The organism is Streptomyces sp. NPDC040718 (assembly GCF_055593565.1).
In genome coordinates this window covers 144,624-169,174 of record NZ_JBVIXO010000012.1, presented here as the reverse complement: position 1 = coordinate 169,174, position 24,551 = coordinate 144,624, and the positions used below count along the sequence as shown (strand labels likewise).

Sequence of the window (24,551 nt, the reverse complement as noted above, 5' to 3'; positions counted from 1 at the left end):
GGCCGTCGGAGGCCTATCGTCGCCACCGGGATCCTCGGATGCCGGTGCTGTGCAGAACCAAGAGGACTGAGTACGTGACATCGATTGTGGAACGGCTGCGCGCCGCCGGCTGCGTCTTCGCCGAGGAGGAGGCCGACCTGCTGGTCGCGGCCGCCACCGACGACGGGCACCTGGCGGGCATGGTCGCCCGCCGGGTGGACGGCGAACCGCTGGAACACGTCGTCGGCTGGGCGGAGTTCTGCGGGCTGCGCGTGGAGGTGGGCGCGGGGGCGTTCGTACCGCGCAGGCGCACCGAGTTCCTGGTCCAGGAGGCGGTGGAACTGGCCCGCCCCGGTGCGGTGGTGCTGGACCTGTGCTGCGGCGTCGGCGCCCTCGGCGCGGCGGTCGCGGCCCAGGTCCCGGGCGGTGTCGAGCTGCACGCGGCGGACATCGACCCTGCGGCGCTGGCGTACGCGCGGCGCAACGTGGCCCCGTACGGCGGCGCGGTGTGGGAGGGCGACCTGTACGCGGCGCTCCCGGCGGAGCTGCGGGGGCGGGTGGACGTGCTGGTGGTCAACGCCCCGTACGTGCCGACGGGGGAGATCGGGCTGATGCCGCCCGAGGCCCGCGACCACGAGCCGCTGGTCTCCCTCGACGGGGGCTCGGACGGCCTGGACGTGCACCGCCGGGTCGCGGCGGAGGCGCTGGAGTGGCTCGCGCCGGGCGGGCACCTGCTGATCGAGACGAGCGCCAGGCAGGCGCCGCTGACGGCGTCGGCGCTGACCGGGGGCGGTCTCGTGGTGCGGGCGGTCATCTCGGAGGAGCTGTACGCGACGGTGGTCATCGGACGGGCGCCGGCTCCGGCTGCCTGACGAGGAAGGGGAGGGGCGGACGTGGACGTGAACGAGGCCGTGAACGAGGCCGTGGGCGAGGCCGTGGGCGAGGCCGTGGGCGAGGCCGGCGGGTCTTCGCTGACGGAGCGGTTCGAGGAGCACCGCAGCCATCTGAGGGCGGTCTCCTACCGGATGCTCGGCTCGCTCAGCGAGGCCGACGACGCCGTCCAGGAGGCCTGGCTCCGGCTGGACCGCGCCGACGTGAGCGAGGTCGAGAACCTCGGCGGCTGGCTGACGACGGTGGTCTCGCGGATCTGCCTCAACCTGCTGCGCTCGCGCGAGGCGCGGCGCGAGGACCCGGTCGAGCGGCTGGAGACGAGGGTCCCGGACCCGCTCATCAGCCCCATGCGGCGGATCGACCCCGAGCAGGAGGTGCTGCTCGCCGACTCGGTGGGGCTGGCGCTGATGGTGGTGATGGAGTCGCTGGCTCCGGCGGAGCGGCTGGCGTTCGTCCTGCACGACATGTTCGCGGTGCCGTTCGACGAGATCGCGCCGCTGATCGAGAAGTCCGCCGCGACGACCCGGCAGCTCGCCAGCCGCGCGCGCCGCAAGGTGCAGGGGCAGGCCCCGGCGCCCGACGCGGACCTCGCCCGTCAGCGGGAGGCGGTGGACGCGTTCTTCGCCGCCGCGCGGGACGGGGAGTTCGAGGCGCTGGTCGCGGTGCTCGACCCGGAAGTGGTGCTGCGTTCCGACGGGGGCGTGGGCGGCCGGCAGACGGTGGTCTTCACCGGTGCGCGGGAGGTGGCGAGCCAGGCGGCGAGCTACCGGGCACTCACGCCGTTCGTACGCCCGGCCCTCATCAACGGCGCGGCCGGGGTGGTCGTCGTACCGAAGGCGAACGCGGTCGCGGTCATGGCCTTCACGGTCGTCGGCGGGAAGATCGTGGCGATCGACGTGCTGTCCGACCTGGCCCGGCTCAAGCAGCTGGACCTGTCGGTGCTGGAGGGCTGAGGCGACGGGGCCGCCGCCCCGCCCCGGCCGTCAGACGGTCAGGGCGAGGGCGACGGCCATCGGCGCGGAGTAGATCACCGGGAAGACGACGTGGGCGTAGTCGCGGGCCCGCAGCGTGGTGATGACGGCGCCGATGAAGTACAGCACCAGGCCGATGCCGGCGGCGATCCCGATGGCGGGGACGACGAACCCGGCGAGGAGGCCGAGGCCGCCGGCGAGCTTGGCCGTGGCGAGCAGGTTCCACCAGCTCTGCGGGACGCCGTACTGGACCAGCGGCTCGACGGTGTACTTCGAGCGGGTGTAGAGCGAGACGGCGGAGTAGACGGCGAGGACGGCGGCGATGACGGTGAAGACGGTGGCGGTGGTGGACATCGGGGGCTCCTTCGGGGCGGTCTCGCTTGCTGCGACATCCCTTTGACCCGCCGCGCCGCGCGGATGTGACAGCCCGCCGGATTTTCTTTTCCGGCGGTCCGCCGGGGGTGGTGCGGGGGGTGTCACGCCCTTTGCGCGCACGGCCGTCCGGCCGAGGAGCTCGGCGACGCGGAAGAAGCCGTCGCCGCCGTGGCCGTGGGCGATGGCCCGCTGCGCCAGGCCCTCGGTCGCGCGCATCAGGGCCGCGTCGATGCCGTGCGCCTCGGAGGCGTGGATGATGTGGGCCATGGACGAGGCCCCCGAGGTCAGCGGGTTGAGCCGGCCGGAGTAGCTGCCGCTGTCGCCGATGTCCTCCCGGAGGCGGGTGTGGGAGTTATTGCTAGCAAGCGCTTGCAATAGTTAGCACGGTGCGGCAGGATCGGGTCATGGCATCGCTCAACGTCGGAAACCTCGGCGAATACCTCCGCGAGCAGCGGCGGCAGGCCCAGCTCTCGCTGCGGCAGCTGGCCGACGCGGCGGGGGTGTCGAACCCGTACCTGAGCCAGATCGAGCGCGGGCTGCGCAAGCCGAGCGCGGACATCCTCCAGCAGCTGGCCAAGGCGCTGCGGATCTCCGCGGAGACGCTGTACGTGCAGGCCGGGATCCTCGACGAGCGGGACCGGGACGAGGTGGAGACGCGGGCCGTCATCCTCTCCGACCCGTCGATCAACGAGCGGCAGAAGCAGGTGCTGCTCCAGATCTACGACGCGTTCCGCAGGGAGAACGCGCTGGAGGCCGAAGAGGCTTCCGGCGAGAGCAGCGAGAGCAGCGAGAGCAGCGAGAGCGGCGAGAACGCCGGCGGCGACGCCGCGATGCCCCCAACGAACTGACTGTGATCCGGGAGGACCCGCACATGGCCATCGCCGATGACCTGAAGAAGACCCTCACCGACCCCACCCCCCTCTACTTCGCCGCCGGCACGGCCGACCTCGCCGTCCAGCAGGCCAGGAAGGTGCCCGCGCTCATCGAGCAGCTGCGCGCCGAGGCCCCCGCGCGCATCGAGGCCGTGAAGAACACCGACCCGAAGGCCGTGCAGGAGGCCGTCACCGCCAAGGTCACCGAGGTCTTCGGCTCGATCGACCCGAAGAAGCTCGGCGAGACCGCCCAGGACCTCGCGCTGCGCGGCGTCGGCGTGGCCGCGGAGTACGCCGTCCGGGCCAAGGAGACCTACGACAAGGTCGCCGAGCACGGCGAGCAGACCGTACGGGCCTGGCGCGGCGAGGTCGCCGAGGAGATCGTCGACATCGCCGGGGCCGTGGAGCCGGAGCCGGCGCCGGAGCCCGCCCAGGCCGAGGCCGGGGCGGACGCCCCCGCGGAGGGCGCGGGCGAGGAGAAGGCCGCCGCGAAGAAGCCCGCCGCGCGCCGCACCGCGGCCAAGAAGGCCGCCGCCGCGCCCGGCGAAGAGGCCTGAACGACCCGATTCCGGGCCGGGCACCCGGAGGGTGCCCGGTTCGTTGTCGTTTGGGAAGGCGGCTCCGGCGGTAGCGTGGAGTCAGTGGTGCCGGATGCGAGAAGGCGGTCGAGACGATGCTGATGCAGGGGTTCGATAACGGGGTGCTCCCGTTGCTGGGCTACGCCATGCTGGCGCTCGCCGTCGTGGCCTTCGTGCTCGCGCTGCTGGCGCGCGAGGACGCGTACCGGGCCGCCGACAAGCAGACGAAGACCTTCTGGCTGGTCATCCTCGGGGTGACCGTCCTCGTGGACTTCTTCCTCGGGATGCTGTTCCTGCAGATCGCGGGCCTGGTCGCGAGCATCGTGTTCTTCGTCGACGTGCGCCCCGCCCTCAAGCAGGTCTCGGGCGGCGGCCCGCGCCGCGGCGGCAGCAGCAGCGACGGCCCCTACGGCCCGTACAACGGCGGCCGCTGAGCCGATGGCTCCTAACCCGCCGCGCGGGAGAGCAGCACCACGGCGACGTCGTCGGTGAGCTCGCCCCCGTTGAGGCGGCGGGCCTCGGTGACGGCCGCCTCCAGCAGCGCCTCGCCGCTCAGGCCGCGCTCGATGTGGCGGTTGATCATCTCGACCATGCCGTCCTGCCCGAGGCGCTCGCGGCCGTCGCCGATCCGGCCCTCGATGAGGCCGTCGGTGTAGAGCATCAGGCTCCAGGTGCCGCCCAGGTCGACCTGGCGGCGGGGCCAGCGGGCCCGGGGGAGCAGTCCGAGCGCCGGGCCGCTGTTCTCGTACGGGAGCAGCCGCGCGGGCCCGCCGGGCCGGGATATCAGCGGGGCCGGATGCCCGGCCAGGCACAGGCCCGCGCGCCGGCCGTCCGGGGAGATGTCGACCGTGCACAGCGTCGCGAAGATCTCCTCGCAGGGCCGCTCCACCTCCAGGACCTCCTGGAGGGTGGCGAGCAGGTCGTCCCCGCACAGCCCGGCCAGGGTCAGGGCGCGCCATGCGATCCGCAGCTCGACGCCGAGGGCCGCCTCGTCGGGGCCGTGCCCGCAGACGTCGCCGATCATGGCGTGGACGGTGCCGTCGGGGGTGCGGACGGTGTCGTAGAAGTCGCCGCCGAGCAGGGCCCGGCTGCGGCCGGGGCGGTAGCGGGCGGCGAAGCGGAGGTCGGAGCCGTCCAGGAGGGGAGTGGGCAGCAGGCCGCGCTCCAGGCGGGCGTTCTCCTGGGCGCGAAGTTTCGATTCTGCAAGCTTGTACTGGGCGATGTCCGCCCGCTTTCTCTCCACGGCGTAGCGGATGGCGCGGCTCAGCAGTCGGCCGTCGAGCTCGTCGCGGTAGAGGAAGTCCTGGGCGCCCACGCGTACGGCCTCGGCGGCGCGGTCGGCGTCGGCCTCGCCGGTGAGGACGAGCACGGCGTGGCGCGGGGCGATGCGGAGGACCTCGCGCAGGACGCCGAGGCCGTCCTCGTCGGGGCCGGGCAGGGCCAGGTCGAGGAGTACGCAGTGCACGTCGGGGGTGAGCAGCCGCGCGGCCTCGGTGAGGTTGCGGGCGCTGCGGATCCGGATCCGGTGGCCGTCGGCGTCGAGGATCTCGGGGACGGTGAGGCCGCCCGCGGGGTCGTCCTCCACCACCAGCAGCGTCAGCGACGCCGCCTGCGGTGCGGGGCCGCCGCTGTCCGTGGCCGGGGTGTCCCGCTGCCGCGGTACGGGTACGGGCATCGTCTCCGGTTCCTTGCCTCCCCCCGAAGGTGCGCTCATGCGGCAGACCCTAGCGGGCGGGTACGGGCGAGCGGAATGGGAGCCGGGGGAGGGCCGCCGTCATATGCCCTTATCGCGGGGGAAAACCGCGCCGCCGGAATGACCAACGTCACGGGCCGCCCAGCCGACGTCCCGCCCACCGAGACCCCTGCGCTCCGTGACCCCTGCGCTCCGTGACCCCTGCGCTCCGCGATCCCGTGGCGTGCCGTGCCGGCCCAGGCCCGGGCGGGGTTCCCGGGGCCGTCGGGGCCCCGGGTCGCGTCACCGCCCGGCCAGGGCTCACGCGTCGGGGCGGACCACCGCCTTGATCGGCATCGAGCCCGCGCCCGCCATCGTCACCGTGCGGCCCGGACGCGGGGCGTGGACCATCGCTCCGTCGCCGACGTACATGCCGACGTGGCTCGCGTCGTCGAAGTAGATGATGAGGTCCCCGGGCCGCATGTCCTTCACCGCCACCTTCGGCAGCAGCCGCAGCTGCTCCTGCGAGGTGCGGGGGATCCCCCGCCCCGCCGCCAGCCAGGCCTGCGAGGTCAGTCCGGAGCAGTCGAACGAGTCCGGGCCCGTCGCGCCCCAGACGTACGGCTTCCCCATCTGCGCCGTGGCCCACTGCACGGCCCGCTTGCCCGCGTCCGTCGCGGCGCCCTTGACGTCCTTCATCGCGCCCGACGACAGCCACGCCGTCTGCGCCTTGTACTGCGCTTCCTGCTCCAGCTGGATCAGCCGGGCCTTCTCCTCGGCCTCCAGCCTGTTCTCCAGGGCCTCCGCCGTCTTGATCTTCTCCTCGATCTCCTTCTTGGCGGCTTCCTTCTTGGCCCTGTTGTCCTCCATCTTCTGCCAGAGCGCGCCCGCTTCCTTGGCGTACCGCTCCAAGTCCGTCTGCGTGCGGTTCAGTTCGGACAGCAGGTCCGTGGTGGCCTTCTCGCCCTGCCGCAACCGGCCCGTCCCGTCCAGGTATTCGGACGGGCTGTCGCTCAACGCCAGCCGCGCACCCGGCGGCAGGCCGCCCGATCGGTACTGGGCGCGGGCGGCGGCGCCCGCGCGGTCCTTCAGGGAGGAGATCCGGTCCTGGCCGGCCACCACCAGGTTGGCGATCTGCACGATCCGCTCGGACTGCGCCTTCGTCTCGCCCTCCGCGAGGTTGTAGGCGTCCGTCGCGCTGCCGGCCTGCCGGTAGAGGTCCTCTATCTCCTTGCGGACCTGCTCCAGGGACTTGGTGCCCGGCTCGGGCGCGGGAGCCGCCGGCGCGGCGGGGGCCGAGGGTGCCGAGGGTGCGCCCGGGGCGGCGTACGCGGTGCCCGCGAGCCCCGGGGCCGCCAGTATCGCCATGGCGCACAGCAGTGTGAGAGCGGATGCTCCCTGCCGACGCGACGACGCTCGCTTCACGGTCCCCATGGCTCCCCCAGGCACCCCGGGTCAGACCGACGTCCCCGGGCAAGACAGGCAAACCGCACCGGACATCAGATCTGACTATTCATCAGTAACTTGGCACTGTCACCGGGATGGTGCCACGACTCGGTGAATTCCGACACCCTCCGGATGGCTCCCCGATCATGACCGGCCACACCCCGACCGTCCCAGCCGACTCAACGGGCCGCCCCCGACGCCGGTTCCCCACCGCGCGAGGTTCACCCCGCCGGGCGCAACGCCTCCCACCGCACCGTCAGTTCCCCCTGCCGCCACCGCACCGGACCGTCCGCCAGCGGCCAGTCCCCGGCCAGCGCCCGCGCCGTCCGGATCCACCGCTGCCGCGCCCCGTACGAGGCGTACGGAGCCGCCGCCGCCCACGCCCGGTCGAAGTCGCGCAGGAACGCGTACACCGGCTCACCCGGCACGTTCCGGTGGATCAGTGCCTTCGGCAGCCGCTCCGCCAGGTCCGACGGCCGCTCCAGCGAACCCAGCCGCGTCGCGAACGTCACCGTCCGCGGCCCCTCCGGCCCCAGTGCCACCCACACGTGCCGCCGGCCGATCTCGTCGCAGGTCCCCTCCACCAGCAGGCCGCCCGGCGCCAGCCGGTCGCACAGCCGCTGCCACACCTCCGCGACCTGCTCCTCGTCGTACTGCCGCAGCACGTTCGCCGCACGGATCAGCGCCGGACGCTCCCCGCCGTCCAGCGGCACCTCGAAGCCGCCGTGCCGGAAACTCAGCCCCTCCCGCTCGTACGGCTTCGCCCCCGCCACCCGCGCCGGTTCGATCTCGATGCCGACCACCCGCACTCCCGGAGCCGCCTCCCGCAACCGCGCCAGCAGCTCCACCGCCGTCCACGGCGCCGCCCCGTACCCCAGGTCCACCGCCACCGGCGCGTCCGCCCGGCGCAGCGCCGCCCCGTGCGCGGCGGCGATCCAGCGGTCCATGCGGCGCAGCCGGTTCGGGTTCGTCGTCCCCCGTGTCACGGTGCCCACGGGGCGCTTCGGGGACGGCGGAGTGCTGCGGGAGACCATGCGCCGAGCGTAAGCGGAGGGCGAGGCCAAGATAAAAATCCGGAAAACGAGCAGGAACTTCCGGGCTCCCGGAATGCGGCGGACCGCCATCCGGGTTGCACTCCTTGCAGGGCGCCGACCGCGCTCCCGCAGCCATGCCGCCCCACCGGTGCTGCCGACCCGCCCGCCAGAGCGGGTCGCAGAGGACCGTCGACCGTCGTCCGAGCGAGAGGAACTGCTCCCTTGAGCCAGTACGTGTCCCGTCTCGGCGGCAGCATCAGCGGCCGCATCGCCGCCGCCCGCGGCGCCCGCCCCGACGCCCCCCGCCTGCGCCTCCCGGCCGTCGGCCACCACCGCAAGCCCCGCCGCGTGGCCATGCTCAGCGTGCACACCTCACCGCTGCACCAGCCCGGCACCGGCGACGCCGGCGGCATGAACGTCTACATCGTCGAGCTCGCCAAGCGCCTCGCCGCGATCAACATAGAGGTCGAGGTCTTCACCCGCGCCACCACCGGCGGCCTGCCGCCCGTCGTCGAGCTCGCACCCGGGGTCCTCGTACGGCACGTCGACGCCGGCCCCTACGAAGGCCTCGCCAAGGAAGAGCTGCCCGCCCAGCTCTGCGCCTTCACCCACGGCGTCATGCAGGCCTGGGCCCGCCACCGCCCCGGCCACTACGACCTCGTCCACTCCCACTACTGGCTCTCCGGTCACGTCGGCTGGCTCGCCGCCGAACGCTGGGGCGTCCCGCTCGTCCACGCCATGCACACCATGGCCAAGGTCAAGAACGCCGCGCTCGCCGAGGGCGACACCCCCGAGCCCGCCGCCCGCGTCATCGGCGAGACCCAGATCGTCGCCGCCGCCGACCGGCTCATCGCCAACACCGCCGAAGAGGCCGAGGAACTCGTACGCCACTACGACGCCGACCCCGGCAAGGTCGCCGTCGTCCACCCCGGCGTCAACCTCGACCGCTTCACCACCGGCGACGGCCGCGCCGCCGCCCGCGCCCGCCTCGGCCTGCCGCAGGACGCCGTGATACCGCTCTTCGCCGGGCGCATCCAGCCCCTGAAGGCCCCCGACATCCTGCTCCGCGCCGTCGCCGAGCTCGTCGACCGCGACCCCTCGCTGCGCCGCCGCCTCTTCGTCCCCGTCGTCGGCGGCCCCAGCGGCAGCGGCCTCGCCAAGCCGGAGGGGCTGCAGAAGCTCGCCGCGAAGCTCGGCATCGCCGACCTCGTCCACTTCCACCCGCCGGTGGCCCAGGACGGTCTCGCCGACTGGTTCCGGGCCGCGTCCGTACTGGTCATGCCGTCGTACAGCGAGTCCTTCGGGCTCGTCGCCATCGAGGCCCAGGCCACCGGCACGCCGGTCCTCGCGGCGGAGGTCGGCGGGCTGCCGGTCGCCGTCAACGACGGGGTCACCGGGATCCTCGTACCCGGCCACGACCCGGTGGACTACGCCCGCGAGCTGCGCCGCTTCGTCGACGACCCCGGCCTCACGGACCGGATGGGCGCCGAGGCCGCGCGGCACGCGCAGTTCTTCGGCTGGGACACCGCCGCCAGCGGCACCGCCGACGTGTACACCGCGGCCATGCATGATCATCGCCGTCGCGTACGCTCCCACCATGGCTGACACCGCCGCGATCATCGAGTCCACGCTGGCCGGCGCCGAGCTGAGCTGGGAGAGCCCCGAACCGGGCACGTACGTCGTCCAGCTCCCCGGCACCCGCAAGCTGAGCACCACCTGCGCCCTGCGGATCGGCCGGCACTCCCTGTCGGTCAACGCCTTCGTCATCCGCCACCCCGACGAGAACGAGGCCGGCGTCCACCGCTGGCTGCTGGAACGCAACCTCAAGCTGTACGGGATGGCGTACGCGGTGGACCCGCTCGGCGACGTCTACCTCACGGCCCGGCTCCCGCTGTCGGTCATCACCCCCGAAGACCTGGACCGCCTCCTCGGCACGGTCCTGGAGGCGGCGGACGGCGCCTTCAACACCCTGCTGGAACTCGGCTTCGCGAGCGCGATCCGGCGCGAGTACGAATGGCGCGTCTCCCGCGGCGAATCGACCCGCAACCTGGACGCCTTCAAGCACCTGACCCGGCCCAGCTGATCCGCTGGGCCGTCCGGCCCCGCGCGGCGGCACCGGCCCCCCGGCCTGCTAGGCCTCGGCCGGGACCGCGTCCGGGGCCGGCTTCGCCGCCGCCACGGGCGCGCCCACAGCCCCCGCCCCATCCGGGAGGCTCCGCATCAGCAGCCAGTACCCCGCCGCCGCCACCGTCCCGAGGACACCGGTGGCCGCCCACAGCCACCCCGCCCCGTACCGGTCGATCACGAACCCGGCCATCAGCGGAGCCACCAGCGCCGCCACCGCCCACGACATCGTGTACATCCCCTGGTACCGCCCACGCCCGTGCACCGGCGACAGCCGCACCACCAGCCCCATCTGCGTCGGCGAGTTCACGATCTCCGCCAGCGTCCACAGGCACACCGTCAGCGCGTACGCCCACAGCGACCCCGCGAAGGCCGTCATCGCGAAGCCGTAGCCCGCCAGCAGCGCGGAGATCACCAGCAGCCGGCGCGGGTCGCGGTGCTCGATGAACCGCGTCACCGGGATCTGGAGCACCACGATCAGCAGCCCGTTCGCCGCCACGACCAGCCCGTAGTCCCCGGGCGAGAAGCCCGCCCGGCCCATCGCCACCGGCAGGCCCACCGAACCCTGCGTGAAGATCAGCGAGATCAGGAACGACAGCCCGACCACCGCCATGAACCGCCCGTCCCGCAGTACGGTCCCCAGCCCGATCTCCGGCTCCGCCCCCTTCTCCGTCCCCTCCTTCACCGGCCGCGACTCCGGCAGCTTCGCGTACACCAGCAGCGCGCACACCAGCGTCAGCGCCGCCTCGCCCAGGAAGCCCGCCAGGTAGCTGTACTCCGCCACCACGCCCGCCACCACCGAGCTGATCCCGAAGCCCAGGTTGATCGCCCAGTAGTTCAGCGCGAAGGCCCGCACCCGGTCCTCCGGCGGGACGATGTCCGCCATCATCGCGGAGACCGCCGGGCGCGAGGCGTTCGACGCCGTGCCCACCAGCCCCGCCACCGCCGCGATCGCCGCCGGATGCTCCATGAACCCCAGCAGCGCCACCGACAGCGCCGTCGACACGTTCGCCGCCAGCATCGTCGGCCGCCGCCCCAGCCGGTCCGTCATCACGCCCGCCACCAGCGAGGACACCACCCCGCCCAGGCCGTGCAGGGCGACCACGAGACCCGCGAAGGAGGCCGAGTAGCCCCGGTCCAGGGTCAGGTACAAGGTCATGAACGTCGCGACGAAAGCCCCGAGCCGGTTCACCAGCGTGCTGGCCCACAGCCACCAGAACGCGCGCGGCAGACCCGAGACGCTCTCCCGGGCAGCCCGTCTCAGACTGGCAGCGGACATGCGGATTCCCCCGATGATGTAAGTACCACTGGATCTCCAGGCACATTACGAACGGGGCCCGCCGCCGTCCACTGGATTGACGCCGGCCGTCAATCGGGGGCGCGCAGGCGCCCTGCGGCGTCCACTAGGCTCGTACGCATGGCCGACGCACCGTACAAGCTGATCCTCCTCCGCCACGGCGAGAGCGAATGGAACGCGAAGAACCTGTTCACCGGCTGGGTGGACGTCAACCTCAACGAGAAGGGCGAGAAGGAGGCGGTCCGCGGCGGTGAGCTGCTCAAGGACGCCGGCCTGCTCCCCGACGTCGTGCACACCTCGCTCCAGAAGCGCGCGATCCGCACCTCCCAGCTCGCGCTGGAGGCCGCCGACCGCCACTGGATCCCCGTGCACCGCTCGTGGCGCCTGAACGAGCGCCACTACGGCGCCCTCCAGGGCAAGGACAAGGCCCAGACGCTCGCCGAGTTCGGCGAGGAGCAGTTCATGCTGTGGCGCCGCTCCTACGACACCCCGCCGCCCGCCCTCGAGGACGGCACCGAGTTCTCCCAGTCCGAGGACCCGCGCTACGCCTCGATCCCGCCGGAGCTGCGCCCGCGCACCGAGTGCCTCAAGGACGTCGTCGTCCGCATGCTGCCGTACTGGTACGACGCGATCGTCCCGGACCTCCTCGACGGCCGCACCGTCCTCGTCGCCGCCCACGGCAACAGCCTCCGCGCCCTGGTCAAGCACCTGGACGGCATCTCCGACGCCGACATCGCGGGCCTGAACATCCCCACCGGCATCCCGCTCTCCTACGAGCTCGACGCCGACTTCAAGCCCCTCAACCCGGGCGGCACCTACCTCGACCCGACCGCCGCCGCGGCCGCCATCGAGGCCGTCAAGAACCAGGGCAAGAAGTAGCCAGCCGTACCCCGCAGCCGTACCCCGTGTACGGACGCCAGAGGGCCCCGTCCGCGGTGGACGGGGCCCTCTCGGTGTCGTGGGCGGGTCAGCCGCCGCACTGGCACGGGGCGCCGGACTGGCAGCCGCAGCCGCAGCCCGAGCCGCAGCCGCAGGCCGCGAGCAGCGGGAGGCGCAGCGGCTCCGGGCGGGGCGGCTGCTCCTGTTCCGGCGTGATGGGGACAGGGGTTTCGGGCATGGTGCCTCCTCGCAGGCGGCGTACGGGAAGTCGTGGTGCCTTCGCCTCATTCATGCCCAGCCACACCGGCGCGTCAACGGCGCATTGGGGCGTGCCGCGCGAAGGGGCTCAGACGCCCTCGACCTGCGTCGGCTGCTGCAGCTCGTCCGCGTGCTCGCCCGTCACCAGGTACACCACGCGCTTCGCCACCGACACCGCGTGGTCGGCGAACCGCTCGTAGTAGCGGCCCAGCAGCGTCACGTCGACGGCCGTCTCGATGCCGTGCTTCCAGCGGTCGTCCATCAGGTGCTGGAACAGCGTGCGGTGCAGCTGGTCCATCTCGTCGTCGTCCTGCTCCAGCTGGAGCGCCAGGTCCACGTCCTTCGTGATGATGACCTCGGCCGCCTTCGCCATCAGGCGCTGCGCCAGCTGCCCCATCTCCAGGATCGTCGCGTGCAGGTCGCGCGGGACCGCCGTGTCCGGGAAGCGCAGCCGGGCCAGCTTCGCCACGTGCTGCGCCAGGTCGCCGGAGCGCTCCAGGTCGGCGCTCATGCGCAGCGACGTGACGACGATGCGCAGGTCGGTGGCTACCGGCTGCTGCCGGGCCAGCAGGGCGATGGCGCGCGCCTCCAGGTCGTGCTGGAGGTCGTCCACCTTCTGGTCCGCGGCGATGACGCTCTCCGCGAGCTTCAGGTCGGCGTCCAGCATGGAGGTCGTCGCCCGACCGATCGCGGAACCGACGAGCCGGGCCATCTCGACCAGGCTCTCTCCGATCGAGTCCAGTTCCTCGTGGTACGCGTCGCGCATGGTGTCCCTCTCCGGCCTGCTTGCCTACTGCTCACTACTGCTTGTCTGCTCGCTACTGCTCGTGCGGGGTGTTCGGCCCCACGTTTACACGTTCGGTCGCCAACGCGTCCGACTCCGGCACCGCAAATGAATCAACCCCGTCGTCAGGGTGAACTCTGGGCGACGACTGTTCGAGGTGCCACCCGAACGGCTGTGGAAGTGTCCTCGGGCCTGCTTAACCTGGATGCATGGACGTGAACGCGGCGGTCGCCGCAGCTGCGGCGATCGCCGGTCTCTGCACCGGTGTCATCGCCATGCTGGCGTTCCGCTGGAGCGAGCGCGACCAGGCCCGCCCCACCCGGAGCTCCATGCGGCCCGACATCAACGCGGTGCTCCCGCCCGGAGTGGACACCGTCCTCTCCGTGCTCCGCTCCTCCGCCGTCGTCCTCGACGAGGGCGACGCGGTGGTCAAGGCCAGCTCGGCCGCGTACGCGCTCGGGCTGGTCCGCGGCGGGAAACTGGCCGTGGAGCCCATGCTCCACATGGCCCGCGACACCCGCCGGGACGGCGAGATACGGCAGATCGAGCTCGACCTGCCCCGGCGCGGCACCGGCCGCGGCGAGGCCCTCGCGGTCTCCGCCCGCGTCGCCCCGCTGGGCTCCCGCCTGGTGCTGCTGCTGGTCGAGGACCTCACCGAGGCCCGCCGCATCGAAGCGGTGCGCCGCGACTTCGTGGCGAACGTCTCGCACGAGCTGAAGACCCCGGTCGGCGCGATCTCCCTGCTCTCCGAAGCGGTCATGGACGCCGCCGACGACCCCGAGGCGGTCACCCGCTTCGCGGGCCGCATGCAGATCGAGTCCACCCGCCTGATCAACCTCGTGCAGGAGCTCATCGACCTCTCCCGGGTGCAGAACGACGAGGCACTGGAGGACGCCGAGCCCGTACGGGTGGACACGCTGGTGGCGGAGGCCATCGACCGCTGCCGACACACGGCCACCTCCAAGCAGATCACCATGGCCGCCGGCGGCACCGCCGACCTGCGGGTATGGGGACACCGGGGGCAGCTGGCCGCCGCCCTCGGGAACCTGGTGGAGAACGCCGTGAACTACAGCCCGGCCCGCACCCGCGTCGGCATCGCCGCGCGCCGGGTGACCGCGCCGGGTGGAGACTTGATCGAGATAGCCGTGACCGACCAGGGCATAGGCATCCCGGAGAAGGACCGCGAGCGCGTCTTCGAGCGCTTCTACCGCGTGGACCCGGCCCGCTCCCGCGCCACGGGCGGAACCGGCCTGGGCCTCGCGATCGTGAAGCACGTGGCGGCCTCGCACGGCGGGGAGGTGTCGGTATGGAGCTCCGAGGGCCAGGGCTCCACGTTCACCCTGCGACTTCCCGAGGCGGCCGCGCCGGCCCCGGCGACCGCACCCGAACCCGCCAGACCCCAGCTTGACCCAGAACCAGTCATTCCTGCCCCGGAGGTCCTTCCGTGACCCGAGTGCTCGTCGTCGAGGATGAGGAATCCTTCAGCGACGCCCTGTCCTACATGCTCCGCAAGGAAGGCTTCGAGGTCGCGATCGCCGCGACGGGGCCCGACGGGCTCGACGAGTTCGAGCGCAACGGCGCCGACCTCGTCCTCCTCGACCTGATGCTGCCCGGCCTGCCGGGCACCGAGGTCTGCCGGCAGCTGCGCGGTCGCTCCAACGTCCCCGTGATCATGGTGACCGCCAAGGACAGCGAGATCGACAAGGTCGTCGGGCTGGAGATAGGAGCGGACGACTACGTCACGAAGCCCTTCTCCTCGCGGGAGCTGGTCGCCCGCATCCGCGCGGTCCTGCGCCGCCGCGGCGAGCCGGAGGAGGTCACCCCGGCAGCCCTGGAGGCCGGGCCCGTACGCATGGACGTGGACCGGCACGTGGTCACCGTCGGCGGTGCCAAGGTCGACCTCCCCCTGAAGGAGTTCGACCTGCTGGAGATGCTCCTGCGCAACGCGGGCCGCGTGCTGACCCGCATGCAGCTGATCGACCGGGTCTGGGGCGCGGACTACGTCGGCGACACCAAGACCCTGGACGTCCACGTCAAGCGCCTCCGCGCCAAGATCGAGCCGGACCCGGGCGCCCCGCGCTACCTGGTCACGGTCCGCGGCCTGGGCTACAAGTTCGAGCCGTAGGCCGACCCGTTCTCCGGGCAACACGGGAAGGGCCCCAGCCGCGGTGCGGCTGGGGCCCTTCCCGTCACTGTGCGCTCAGTGGCCGGCGCTGCGCGACGCCGACGCCGACGCGGAGCCCGAGGCGGCGCCCGACGGGGTGGCGCCGGCGGCCGGGGTGCCCGACGCGGCGGGGGAGCCCGAGGCGGCCGGGGAGGCCGAGCCCGAGGGGGTGCCCGACGGGACGGGGCCGGGGGCGGCGGCCGGGGCCTCGGTCGGGCCGTAGCCCGCGTACATGCCGGTGGCCGGCACGACGAAGGCGTCCAGTTCCACGTCACCCGTGGTGCTCAGCTGGAAGACGACGTCCTGGACGTCGCCGTTCTTGACGGCCTCGCGGCCGCCCTCGATGACGGCGGAGGCGTTGCCCTTGCCGCCCAGCACCACGGAGCCGCCGGCCGGCACGGTGATCTTGCCGGAGCCCTCGGCGGCCTTCAGGACGACCTTGGACTTGCCACCCTTCAGGGTGATCCCGTCCAGGGTCTGGGCCTTGGTGCCGGTGTTGAAGACGGTCGCCGAGACGGCCGCCGGACCCTTCTTGTCCTTCTCGCCCTTGGTGATCACCAGGGCGTTCTGGATCTTGATGTCGCCCTTGGTGACAGCGGCGTTGTCCGGCTTGATCTCGAGAGTCTGCGCGTCGTTGCCCGCACCGCACGCTGCGAGCGAGGCAAGGGAGAACACGACGGCGGTAGCGGCGAGAGCGCCGCGTCGAAGGCTGCGGCTCACGGCGGCGGCAACTCCTTGGACGTACGGACGGGACGGGTACAGGCTCGGAGCGGCCGAGGTAAAGCCGCCCTAAGGGTGTGTCAGCGCGCTTAGGTTACCGAGCCGCCGCCCCGCCCCCGCACCCGACCCTCCGCAGCGCGCGCACCGCCCTGCACCGGTCCCGCGATCTTGCATTCCGCTATCCGGTCCCGAGCCGTCCCGTGATCAATTCCGGGATTCCCTCGAACGCGACCGCTTGATCAATTGGAGATTGGGCCTGAACCCGCTGCGTACGGGTGGCCGCCAGTCGAACGGAGTACTTCCGTTTCATGTCCGGGAACCCGGCAAAACGGGACGTACGTCACACTCGTGGCCGCGTCCGCCAGGTGTAACGTGGTCGTTTCGCCCGGTCCGCAGAGCGCCTCCGACCTGCGAATACCCCCCTCCGGAACCCTTTCGCAGCACGTTCGTGTCGCTGTTGTCAAGCCCCGAGATGTGCCCTGACCTGCGAAAACGCCATTCATAACAGTCAGTTCTCGTGTTACCCTGGATAGCCACGGAAGGGGTACCTGTCACATGACGTTCAAGGTTGGCGACACCGTGGTCTATCCCCATCACGGGGCCGCGCTGATCGAGGCCATCGAAACTCGCCAGATCAAAGGCGTGGACAAGACCTACTTGGTGCTCAAGGTCGCCCAGGGCGACCTGACGGTTCGTGTGCCTGCGGACAATGCAGAGTTCGTCGGCGTTCGCGACGTAGTCGGCCAGGACGGGCTGGACCGGGTCTTCGAGGTGCTCCGCGCACCGTATGCAGAAGAGCCCACGAACTGGTCCCGTCGCTACAAGGCGAATCTGGAGAAGCTCGCTTCTGGCGATGTCATCAAGGTCGCCGAAGTGGTGCGCGACCTGTGGCGTCGTGAGCGCGAGCGCGGTCTCTCCGCAGGAGAGAAGCGCATGCTCGCGAAGGCGCGGCAGATCCTGGTGAGCGAGCTCGCGCTCGCCGAGAACACCAACGAGGACAAGGCCGAGGCCCTCCTCGACGAGGTTCTTGCGTCCTGACGCACGAACCGGCCACAGTGTGCCGCGGTGCCCGATGACCCGCCCTCTCGTTTCGAGAGGGCTGTTGCCGGGCGCTGCGGCATGTCTGCGTCCGGACACCGCGCCGCGTCACCACCTGCCGGGCCCACCCGCCCGGCCCCACTCCACCCGGTCCCGGCCCAGCCGGCCCCGGGTGACACCGCCGTACCCTGACGGCCGTACCCTGCGCTCATCCCGCCGTACCCTGCGTGTGCACACCCGCACGGTCCCCTGCCCGCGTGCCGGGTCCGGGCAGCCGGCTCGACCGGTCACGGAAGGGGCGAGGGCATCGCACCCGGCACTCCTCCCGGCCGGAGCCGGGGGTACGCCCAAGGCCATACCCATGTCGGCCGAAGTCACAAACCTGGCTCGGAGCTACTGATGTCTGACGAATCCCGCCCCCACCGCACCGCCGCGGTGATCCCGGCCGCCGGCCGCGGGGTACGCCTCGGCCCCGGCGCCCCCAAGGCCCTGCGGGCCCTCGGCGGGACCCCGATGCTGATCCACGCCGTCCGCGCCATGGCCCGCTCCCGCGCGGTCGCCCTGGTCGTGGTCGTCGCCCCGTCCGACGGGGCCGCCGAGGTGCGCCACCTCCTGGACGAGCACGCCCTGCCCGACCGTACGGAGATCCTGGTCGTCCCCGGCGGCGACACCCGCCAGGAATCCGTGCGCGCAGGCCTGGCCGCCCTCCCCGCCGACATCACCTCCGTACTGATCCACGACGCGGCCCGCCCGCTGGTCCCCGTCGACACCGTGGACTCCGTCGTCGAGGCCGTCCGCGGCGGAGCCCCCGCCGTGGTCCCCGCACTGCCCCTGGCCGACACCGTCAAGGAGGTCGAGCCCGGAGCGCCCGGCGAGCCCGAGCCGGTCGTCGCCACACCCGAGCGCGCCCGGCTGCGCGCCGTGCAGACCCCCCAGGGCTTCGACCTGGCCACCCTGCTGCGCGCGCACGAGGCCATCGCCGTCAGCGGCGAGGGCGCCACCGACGACGCCGGCATGGTGGAGCGCACGGGGGTCACCGTCGTGACCGTCCCCGGCCACGAGGAGGCCTTCAAGGTCACCCGCCCGCTCGACCTGGTCCTCGCCGAGGCCGTTCTCGCCCGCAGGAGGGCCACCGATGTCTACTGACCTGCCCCTGATCCCCCTCGTCGGGATCGGCACCGACGTGCACGCCTTCGAGACCGGCCGCGAGCTGTGGTGCGCCGGCCTGCTGTGGGAGGGCGAGGACGGCCTCGCCGGCCACTCCGACGGCGACGTCGCCGCCCACGCCGCCTGCGACGCCCTCTTCTCCGCCGCCGGCGTCGGAGACCTCGGCGCGCACTTCGGCACCTCCCGCCCCGAGTGGTCCGGCGCCGCCGGGGTCACCCTCCTGGCGGAGGCCGCGCGGATCGTCCGCGCGGAGGGCTTCGAGATCGGCAACATCGCGATCCAGGTGATCGGCGTACGCCCGAAGATCGGCAAGCGGCGCGAGGAAGCGCAGAAGGCGCTCGCGGCGGCGGCGGGCGCCCCCGTCTCCGTCTCCGGCACCACCACCGACGGACTCGGCCTCACCGGCCGCGCCGAAGGCCTCGCCGCCATCGCCACCGCCCTCGTCTACCGGACGAACCCGGCCTGAGTACGACGTACGGCCCCGGGGCCGCCCGTTACGGATGTCACCTCTTCGGCAACAAACCGTTCGGGCGGCCTCAAACGGTCGCGGGGCACTGCCGCAGGCGCACTACCCTGGATGCCGTGACTATTCGCCTGTACGACACCAGCGCCCGGCAGATCCGCGACTTCGTCCCGCTCGAACAGGGCTGCGTCTCGATCTACCTGTGTGGCGCGACCGTGCAGGCCGCCCCGCACATCGGGCACATCCGCTCCGGCCTCAACTTCGACATGATGCGCCGCTGGTTCACGTACCGCGGCTACGACGTCACGTTCGTCCGCAACGTCACGGACATCGACGACAAGATCATCACGAAGTCGGCCGAGCAGCGCCGCCCCTGGTGGTCCATCGGCTACGAGAACGAGCGCGCCTTCAACGACGGCTACGGCGCCCTCGGCTGCCTGCCGCCCACCTACGAGCCCCGCGCGACCGGACACGTCCCCGAGATGGTCGAGATGATGCGCGGCCTCATCGAGCGCGGCCACGCCTACGAGTCCGAGGGCAACGTCTACTTCGACGTGAAGTCGTACCCCGGCTACCTCTCGCTCTCCCGGCAGGAGCTCGACAACATCCGCCAGCCGGAGTCCACCGGCGAGACCGGCAAGCGCGACCCCCGCGACTTCGCCATGTGGAAGTCCGTCAAGCCCGGCGAGCCCTCCTGGGAGACCCCCTGGGGCCGCGGCCGTCCCGGCTGGCACCTGGAGTGCTCCGCGATGGCGCACAAGTACCTCGGCGAGGCCTTCGACATCCACGGCGGCGGGCTCGACCTGATCTTCCCGCACCACGAGAACGAGATCGCCCAGGCCAAGGCCTTCGGCGACGAGTTCGCGAACTACTGGGTGCACAACGCCTGGGTCACCATGTCCGGCGAGAAGATGTCGAAGTCGCTGGGCAACTCGGTGCTCGTCTCCGAGATGGTCAAGCAGTGGCGCCCGATCGTCCTGCGCTACTACCTCGGCACCCCGCACTACCGGTCGATGATCGAGTACAGCGAGGAGGCGCTGCGCGAGGCGGAGTCCGCGTTCGCCCGCATCGAGGGCTTCTACCAGCGCGTCATCGAGAAGGCGGGCGGCCCCGTCGAGGCCGCCGCCGAGGTCCCGCCGGCCTTCGCCGAGGCGATGGACGACGACCTGGGCGTCCCGCAGGCGCTGGCCATCGTCCACACCACCGTCCGCCAGGGCAACAGCGCGCTCGCCGCGGACGACAAGGACGAGGCGATCGCCCGCCTCTCCGAGGTCCGTGCCATGCTCGGCGTCCTCGGCCTGGACCCGCTCGACCCGCACTGGGCCGGCGAGGCCGACCGCGGTGAGGAACTCCACGGGGCCGTCGACACCCTCGTACGCCTCGTCCTGGAGCAGCGCGAGTCCGCCCGCGCCCGCAAGGACTGGGCGACCGCCGACGCCATCCGCGACCAGCTGAACCAGTCCGGTCTGGTCATCGAGGACAGCCCCAGCGGACCGCGCTGGACCCTCGGCCCCCGCTGATCCGGACCCACCCGGACCAGCCGTGTTGTGCCGCCCGGCCCTCCGGGCGGCACACTCTTCATACGTACATATCGCAGCACGAACGAAAACAGGTAGAGGTCATGGCCGGTAACAGCCAGCGCAGGAACCGCCGCACGTCCAACAAGAAGGGCGCGACGGTCGGCAGCGGTGGCCAGCGGCGCAAGGGCCTGGAAGGCAAGGGCCCCACGCCCAAGGCCGAGGACCGCAAGAAGCACAAGGCGAACCGCATCGCCAACGCCATGGCCCGCCAGGCCGCCAAGCGCCGCCCCGCCCCCCGCCGCGGCGGCCCCAAGGGCACCAGCGAGATGGTCGTCGGCCGCAACCCGGTCTTCGAGGCGCTGCGCGACGGCGTGCCCGCCACCACCCTCTACGTCCAGCAGTTCATCGACAACGACGAGCGCGTCCGCGACGCCCTCAAGCTCGCGGGCGAGCGCGGCAACATCAACCTGATGGAGGCCCCGCGCGCCGAGCTGGACCGCATGACCAACGGCCTGAACCACCAGGGCCTGGTCCTCCAGGTCCCGCCGTACGAGTACGCGCACCCCGAGGACCTCACCGACGCCGCCCACGACAACGGCGAGGACCCCCTCATCGTCGCCCTCGACGGCGTCACCGACCCGCGCAACCTCGGTGCGATCGTCCGCTCCGTCTCCGCCTTCGGCGGCCACGGCGTGGTCATCCCCGAGCGCCGCGCCGCCGGCATGACCGCCGGCGCCTGGAAGACCTCCGCCGGCACCGCCGCCCGCACCCCGGTCTCCCGCGTCACCAACCTCACCCGCGCCCTCCAGGACTACAAGAAGGCCGGCATCACCGTCGTCGGCCTCGCCGCCGAGGGCACCCACGAGGTCCAGGACCTCGACGCCCTCTCCGGCCCGGTCGTCATCGTCGTCGGCTCCGAGGGCAAGGGCCTCGGCCGCCTCGTCGGCGAGAACTGCGACTACCTCGTCCGCATCCCGATGCCCGGTGGCGCCGAGTCCCTCAACGCCGGTGTCGCCGCCGGCGTGGTCCTCTACGAGGCCGCCCGCAAGCGCGCCCAGCGCGGCCGCATCTGACCCGGACGGCCGCCGGCGCTTGATCCACTTGGCCCACGGGGCATGACCCGTGAGCGTGTCGCCCCGCCCGTCACGGGCGGGGCGACTTGATCTTGACGGGTCTCGGACAGATCCCTCGTGTCAAGGCAGTGTCCTAAACACTCATCACTCGGTTAGATGAGTGTGGACACCAGAACGTCAGGGTTCGACGACCAGCCCGCGCTGAGCATGGTCAAGGTGCCGTGCGACCCCGCACAGGTCATCGTCAACCACGCCAGCTTCCGCGTGCGGCTCGCACCGAGCCCGAGCGCGCGTTCCAAGCCCGCGAAAGCCCCCGGCCGCGCGCCCCTCCTCGGCGCCGCCGCCGTCGCGACCGCCGGAGCCACCCGCCGCCGCGCACCCGTCGTCTGGAGCGGCAAGTCCGCCCCCGGCGACGCCGCGGCCATGGGAGGACTCCTCCAGGCCGTACGCGAAGCAGGCCGCGGCCACGACGACTACGACGGCGGAGCCGCCACCCAGACCATCCCCCGGGTCGACCTGGCACACGACCTGGGCGAGGACACCCTCGCCACGCCCACCGTCATCGGCCAGCGCACCTACGGCGACCCGGACGAGACCCGCCCCCTCGCCGCCGTACGCGACCTCCCGCGCGGGCCCCACCAGCCGTACGACCGCTACGACGGCGGCCACGACGCCCACGACGGCGGCCACCCGGGCCCCGACAGCCGGCGCCCCGCCCCCGACGCCCGCGGCCAGGCCTCCTACTACCCCGGACGCCGCATGAACCTCGGCGTCGTCCTGCTCCCCCTGCGCGTCTTCCTCGGCTTCATCTCCATCTACGCCGGCATGGGCAAGCTCTGCGACCCCGTCTACTTCGACGGCGGCGAACGCGGCTCCATGGTCACCTGGCTCCAGACCCTGCACCCCTGGGCCCTCGCCGAACCCCTGCGCGACTTCGCTCTCGCCCACCCCGTCGGAGCCGGCCTCAGCGTCGCCTTCCTCCAGGTCATCGTCGGCGTCCTGACCGTCTTCGGCCTCTGGCAGCGCTTCGCCGCCTGCATCGGCGCCCTGCTCTCCGCCGCCCTCCTCATGACGGTCAGCTGGAAGACCGTCCCCGCCTACGACGCCCCCGACATCATCTACCTCGCCGCCTGGAGCCCGCTGGTCATCGCCGGCGCGCCCGTCTACTCCCTCGACGCACGCCTCTCCGGCGAGGCCTGGCGCACCCTCGGCCCCCGCTCCGAGATCTGGCGGCTGCGCCGCCGCGTCCTGCGGCGCGGAGCCGTCATGGCCTCCGTCGTCTGCGGACTCACCCTCCTCATCGGCTCCCTCCTCGGCGGGGCCGTCCGCTCCTCCACCGTCGTCACCGTCCCCGGCCCCGGCGAGGCCCCCAGCAACTACCTCCCCGGCAGCCCGCTCCCGCAGGCCCCCGCCAAGCAGCCCGCCCCCGGCAGGCAGCAGCAGCCCTCGAAGCAGGCCTCCCCCTCCGCCGCTCCCTCCGAGCCCGCCGCCAAGTCCGGCCGCACCGGCAGCAGCGCCCCCACCCGCAGCGGCTCCACGGCCGGCTCCGGAGCGCCCAGCGCCACCAAGAGCTCCGGCAGCGGCAGCCAGACCCCGCGCGGCAGCACCCCCAAGCAGTCCAGCCCGCAGCAGCCGCCGGCCACCTCCTCCGGGACCCGCAGCGGCTCCGGCGGGGACACCACGAGCAAGAAGCCCGGCCTCGTCGGCGGCCTCCTGGGCTGACAGGCTCCGACGGACCGAAGGGCCCGGCGCGCGTACGGCGCGCCGGGCCCTTCCGCACGCCCTCGCCCGGCACGGCACGACGGAGCGACGGCGCAGCGACCACATGACGACGACGCAGCAACACGGAAACCGCTCATACGGCGCTCTGAGCCGCCAACTCCCGCGCCGCCTCGGTCAAGTCCTTCGCCGTGTCGATAGCCCGCCAGTAGGCCCCCTGCGGCAGCGGAAAGCCCGCCAGCCGCCGCTCCCGCGCCAGCCGGGGGAACGTCGTCCGCTCGTGGTCCCCCAAGTCCGGGAGCAGCGACGCGAATCCGGGAGCGAACACGTACACCCCGGCGTTGATCGGATAGGGCGACGGCGGAGCCTCGATGAAGTCCAGCACCTGACCGAACTCGTTCGCCTCCACCACCCCCCACGGCATCCGCGGCCGGGCCAGCGCCAGCGTCGCCACCGCCTCCCGCTCCTCGTGGAACGCCGCCATCTCGCGCAGCGGAAAGCGCGTCCACACATCGCCGTTCGTCGCGTACCAGGCCCGGTCCGGACGCGGCAGCCGCCGCGCGGCGAACTTCAGCCCGCCCCCGCGGCCCAGCGGCTCCTCCTCCACCACCGTCGTCACCCGCAACGGCAGTACGGCCCCCGCCAGCCACTCCTGGAGCACCTCCGCCAGATGTCCGCAGGACACCACCGCGTCGGTCACCCCCTCGGCGGCCAGCCACGCCAGCTGGTGTCCGATGATGGGCAGTCCGGTACCGGGGATCTCCACCATCGGCTTCGGCCGGTCGTCCGTATACGGCCGCAGCCGCGAACCCTGCCCGCCCGCCAGGACGACAGCCTGGGTGGGAGGGGCCGGGAACGCGGCCGCGTCATCGGTGGATTGGGGTGGTTCGGGGCCGATCTCGGTCATGGCCGCCAGCGTAGGGACGGCCCCCGCCCCCGACGGGGCAGGCGCGACGGGCCGTCAGCCCATCGAGGCGACGCCGGTCGCGTACGAGGTGTCGCAGACGGGGCGCGCGTACGACTGGGCCTTCGTCGGCCCGTACGCCTCCACGGCGGCCCGGCCCAGCGCCCGCGCGATGCTCACGCAGTGCTCGGCCAGCGAGGGCCGCCCGTTCACCTCCTGCTGGAGGTGCGTGAGCACGGCACCCGGCTGCTCGCCCTGCTGGAGCTCGCCGAGGAGCTTGTCGCGCAGCAGGTCCTGGGGTGCGGCCGGCTTCTTGGGGACGGAGACGTCCTCGGCGGAGGCGGTCAGGATCTGGGAGGAGTTGTCCGCCCAGGGGACCATGGTGACCGCGAGCGTCCCGGACAGGACCAGGACGACGGGCAGGACCAGGGCGAGGGAACGGCCGATTCGGCGGGCAGTGTGGGTCACGAGGGCGAGAGTAGCGCTCGGTGAGGATTTGGCGACATTTAGTCACCCGGTCGGGGGATGGTTCGACGTGGCTTTTCGATTTAAGGGTTGACGGGTGCGGCCGAATGGCCCGGTCTGCCGGGGTTCGCGGGGCGCGCACCCGCAACTGCCGCGGC

Annotated in this window: 26 protein-coding genes and 1 pseudogene; 16 read left to right on the top strand and 11 right to left on the bottom strand. The window is 72.5% G+C overall.

Features of this window, described 5'->3' with window-relative positions; genetic code table 11:
- The first annotated feature begins 38 nt into the window (after positions 1–38).
- A complete protein-coding gene (locus ACZ597_RS27015) occupies positions 39–851 on the top strand; it encodes a putative protein N(5)-glutamine methyltransferase (protein ID WP_471335055.1) in 813 nt (270 codons plus the stop codon).
- Between the two features lie 63 nt (positions 852–914).
- Positions 915–1,823, top strand: a complete 909-nt coding sequence (locus ACZ597_RS27010) for a sigma-70 family RNA polymerase sigma factor (protein WP_471335198.1) — start codon at positions 915–917, stop codon at positions 1,821–1,823.
- Between the two features lie 30 nt (positions 1,824–1,853).
- Here the strand turns inward: ACZ597_RS27010 and ACZ597_RS27005 are convergent, their stop codons facing one another.
- Together ACZ597_RS27005 and ACZ597_RS27000 are read right to left on the bottom strand one after the other, a co-directional pair.
- A complete protein-coding gene (locus tag ACZ597_RS27005) occupies positions 1,854–2,321 on the bottom strand; it encodes a DoxX family protein (RefSeq protein WP_471335195.1) in 468 nt (155 codons plus the stop codon).
- Positions 2,322–2,342: 21 nt separating this feature from the next.
- A pseudogene (locus tag ACZ597_RS27000) lies at positions 2,343–2,537 on the bottom strand (imine reductase family protein); the annotation flags it as partial.
- 83 nt (positions 2,538–2,620) lie between these two features.
- Here ACZ597_RS27000 and ACZ597_RS26995 point away from each other — a divergent pair.
- From ACZ597_RS26995 to ACZ597_RS26985, 3 genes are all read left to right on the top strand, one after another.
- A complete protein-coding gene (locus tag ACZ597_RS26995; protein WP_471335054.1) occupies positions 2,621–3,064 on the top strand; it encodes a helix-turn-helix domain-containing protein in 444 nt (147 codons plus the stop codon).
- A 23-nt stretch (positions 3,065–3,087) separates the two neighbouring features.
- Entirely contained in the window at positions 3,088–3,645 is a 558-nt protein-coding gene (locus tag ACZ597_RS26990) for a hypothetical protein (RefSeq protein WP_471335051.1), read from the top strand.
- Between the two features lie 116 nt (positions 3,646–3,761).
- The gene (locus ACZ597_RS26985) at positions 3,762–4,100 is read left to right on the top strand and encodes a DUF2516 family protein (RefSeq protein ID WP_405979508.1); all 339 of its coding nucleotides are present in this window, start codon (positions 3,762–3,764) and stop codon (positions 4,098–4,100) included.
- Positions 4,101–4,111: 11 nt separating this feature from the next.
- Here ACZ597_RS26985 and ACZ597_RS26980 read toward each other — a convergent pair whose 3' ends face one another.
- The 3 genes from ACZ597_RS26980 to ACZ597_RS26970 form a co-directional block, all read right to left on the bottom strand.
- The gene (locus ACZ597_RS26980; protein WP_471335048.1) at positions 4,112–5,380 is read right to left on the bottom strand and encodes a PP2C family protein-serine/threonine phosphatase; all 1,269 of its coding nucleotides are present in this window, start codon (positions 5,378–5,380) and stop codon (positions 4,112–4,114) included.
- Between the two features lie 279 nt (positions 5,381–5,659).
- Complete coding sequence (locus ACZ597_RS26975; RefSeq protein WP_471335046.1) at positions 5,660–6,772, bottom strand: C40 family peptidase; 1,113 nt, start codon at positions 6,770–6,772, stop codon at positions 5,660–5,662.
- A 233-nt stretch (positions 6,773–7,005) separates the two neighbouring features.
- The gene (locus ACZ597_RS26970; protein WP_471335043.1) at positions 7,006–7,818 is read right to left on the bottom strand and encodes a class I SAM-dependent methyltransferase; all 813 of its coding nucleotides are present in this window, start codon (positions 7,816–7,818) and stop codon (positions 7,006–7,008) included.
- Positions 7,819–8,040: 222 nt separating this feature from the next.
- On the opposite strand from ACZ597_RS26970, the gene mshA reads away from it, so the two are divergent.
- Positions 8,041–9,423, top strand: a complete 1,383-nt coding sequence (gene mshA, locus ACZ597_RS26965; RefSeq protein WP_471335040.1) for a D-inositol-3-phosphate glycosyltransferase — start codon at positions 8,041–8,043, stop codon at positions 9,421–9,423.
- The gene (locus ACZ597_RS26960; RefSeq protein WP_471335037.1) at positions 9,416–9,901 is read left to right on the top strand and encodes a type III secretion system chaperone family protein; all 486 of its coding nucleotides are present in this window, start codon (positions 9,416–9,418) and stop codon (positions 9,899–9,901) included. Before mshA ends, ACZ597_RS26960 begins: the two co-directional genes overlap by 8 nt.
- 48 nt (positions 9,902–9,949) lie before the next feature.
- Here ACZ597_RS26960 and ACZ597_RS26955 read toward each other — a convergent pair whose 3' ends face one another.
- Positions 9,950–11,221 (bottom strand): MDR family MFS transporter, encoded by a 1,272-nt coding sequence (locus tag ACZ597_RS26955; protein ID WP_471335035.1) that lies wholly within the window; start codon positions 11,219–11,221, stop codon positions 9,950–9,952.
- A 138-nt stretch (positions 11,222–11,359) separates the two neighbouring features.
- On the opposite strand from ACZ597_RS26955, the gene ACZ597_RS26950 reads away from it, so the two are divergent.
- Entirely contained in the window at positions 11,360–12,118 is a 759-nt protein-coding gene (locus tag ACZ597_RS26950) for a phosphoglyceromutase (RefSeq protein ID WP_125813820.1), read from the top strand.
- A gap of 88 nt (positions 12,119–12,206) precedes the next feature.
- Here ACZ597_RS26950 and ACZ597_RS26945 read toward each other — a convergent pair whose 3' ends face one another.
- Both ACZ597_RS26945 and phoU read right to left on the bottom strand, forming a co-directional pair.
- Positions 12,207–12,356: a hypothetical protein gene (locus ACZ597_RS26945; RefSeq protein WP_165365008.1), complete on the bottom strand. Its 150-nt coding sequence runs from the start codon at positions 12,354–12,356 to the stop codon at positions 12,207–12,209.
- Between the two features lie 108 nt (positions 12,357–12,464).
- Positions 12,465–13,142 carry a phosphate signaling complex protein PhoU gene (phoU, locus tag ACZ597_RS26940; RefSeq protein ID WP_007265512.1) on the bottom strand — a complete coding sequence of 226 codons (678 nt, stop codon included), beginning with the start codon at positions 13,140–13,142 and terminating at the stop codon, positions 12,465–12,467.
- A gap of 227 nt (positions 13,143–13,369) precedes the next feature.
- Between phoU and phoR the strand changes: the two genes are divergently transcribed.
- Together phoR and phoP are read left to right on the top strand one after the other, a co-directional pair.
- On the top strand, positions 13,370–14,608 hold the full coding sequence (gene phoR / locus ACZ597_RS26935) for a two-component system sensor histidine kinase PhoR (RefSeq protein WP_471335032.1): 1,239 nt from the start codon (positions 13,370–13,372) through the stop codon (positions 14,606–14,608).
- Between the two features lie 5 nt (positions 14,609–14,613).
- Positions 14,614–15,285, top strand: a complete 672-nt coding sequence (gene phoP / locus ACZ597_RS26930) for a two-component system response regulator PhoP (protein WP_467644498.1) — start codon at positions 14,614–14,616, stop codon at positions 15,283–15,285.
- Between the two features lie 75 nt (positions 15,286–15,360).
- On the opposite strand, the gene ACZ597_RS26925 is transcribed toward phoP, so the two are convergent.
- Positions 15,361–16,044, bottom strand: coding sequence for a copper chaperone PCu(A)C domain-containing protein (locus ACZ597_RS26925; RefSeq protein WP_471335029.1), 684 nt, complete (start codon positions 16,042–16,044; stop codon positions 15,361–15,363).
- 555 nt (positions 16,045–16,599) lie between these two features.
- Here ACZ597_RS26925 and ACZ597_RS26920 point away from each other — a divergent pair.
- The 6 genes from ACZ597_RS26920 (at position 16,600) to ACZ597_RS26895 (ending at position 23,027) form a co-directional block, all read left to right on the top strand.
- Entirely contained in the window at positions 16,600–17,082 is a 483-nt protein-coding gene (locus ACZ597_RS26920) for a CarD family transcriptional regulator (RefSeq protein ID WP_003953493.1), read from the top strand.
- A gap of 399 nt (positions 17,083–17,481) precedes the next feature.
- Positions 17,482–18,228, top strand: coding sequence for a 2-C-methyl-D-erythritol 4-phosphate cytidylyltransferase (gene ispD, locus ACZ597_RS26915; protein WP_471335027.1), 747 nt, complete (start codon positions 17,482–17,484; stop codon positions 18,226–18,228).
- Positions 18,218–18,715, top strand: coding sequence for a 2-C-methyl-D-erythritol 2,4-cyclodiphosphate synthase (gene ispF, locus ACZ597_RS26910; RefSeq protein WP_471335025.1), 498 nt, complete (start codon positions 18,218–18,220; stop codon positions 18,713–18,715). Before ispD ends, ispF begins: the two co-directional genes overlap by 11 nt.
- Before the next feature lie 116 nt (positions 18,716–18,831).
- A complete protein-coding gene (cysS, locus tag ACZ597_RS26905; RefSeq protein WP_471335022.1) occupies positions 18,832–20,232 on the top strand; it encodes a cysteine--tRNA ligase in 1,401 nt (466 codons plus the stop codon).
- Positions 20,233–20,333: 101 nt separating this feature from the next.
- The gene (rlmB, locus tag ACZ597_RS26900; protein WP_471335019.1) at positions 20,334–21,305 is read left to right on the top strand and encodes a 23S rRNA (guanosine(2251)-2'-O)-methyltransferase RlmB; all 972 of its coding nucleotides are present in this window, start codon (positions 20,334–20,336) and stop codon (positions 21,303–21,305) included.
- A gap of 156 nt (positions 21,306–21,461) precedes the next feature.
- Positions 21,462–23,027, top strand: a complete 1,566-nt coding sequence (locus ACZ597_RS26895) for a DoxX family protein (RefSeq protein WP_471335016.1) — start codon at positions 21,462–21,464, stop codon at positions 23,025–23,027.
- Positions 23,028–23,160: 133 nt separating this feature from the next.
- Here ACZ597_RS26895 and ACZ597_RS26890 read toward each other — a convergent pair whose 3' ends face one another.
- Positions 23,161–23,931: a nucleotidyltransferase family protein gene (locus ACZ597_RS26890; RefSeq protein WP_471335014.1), complete on the bottom strand. Its 771-nt coding sequence runs from the start codon at positions 23,929–23,931 to the stop codon at positions 23,161–23,163.
- Positions 23,932–23,985: 54 nt separating this feature from the next.
- Positions 23,986–24,396: a hypothetical protein gene (locus ACZ597_RS26885; RefSeq protein WP_125813845.1), complete on the bottom strand. Its 411-nt coding sequence runs from the start codon at positions 24,394–24,396 to the stop codon at positions 23,986–23,988.
- Positions 24,397–24,551 lie beyond the last annotated feature (155 nt).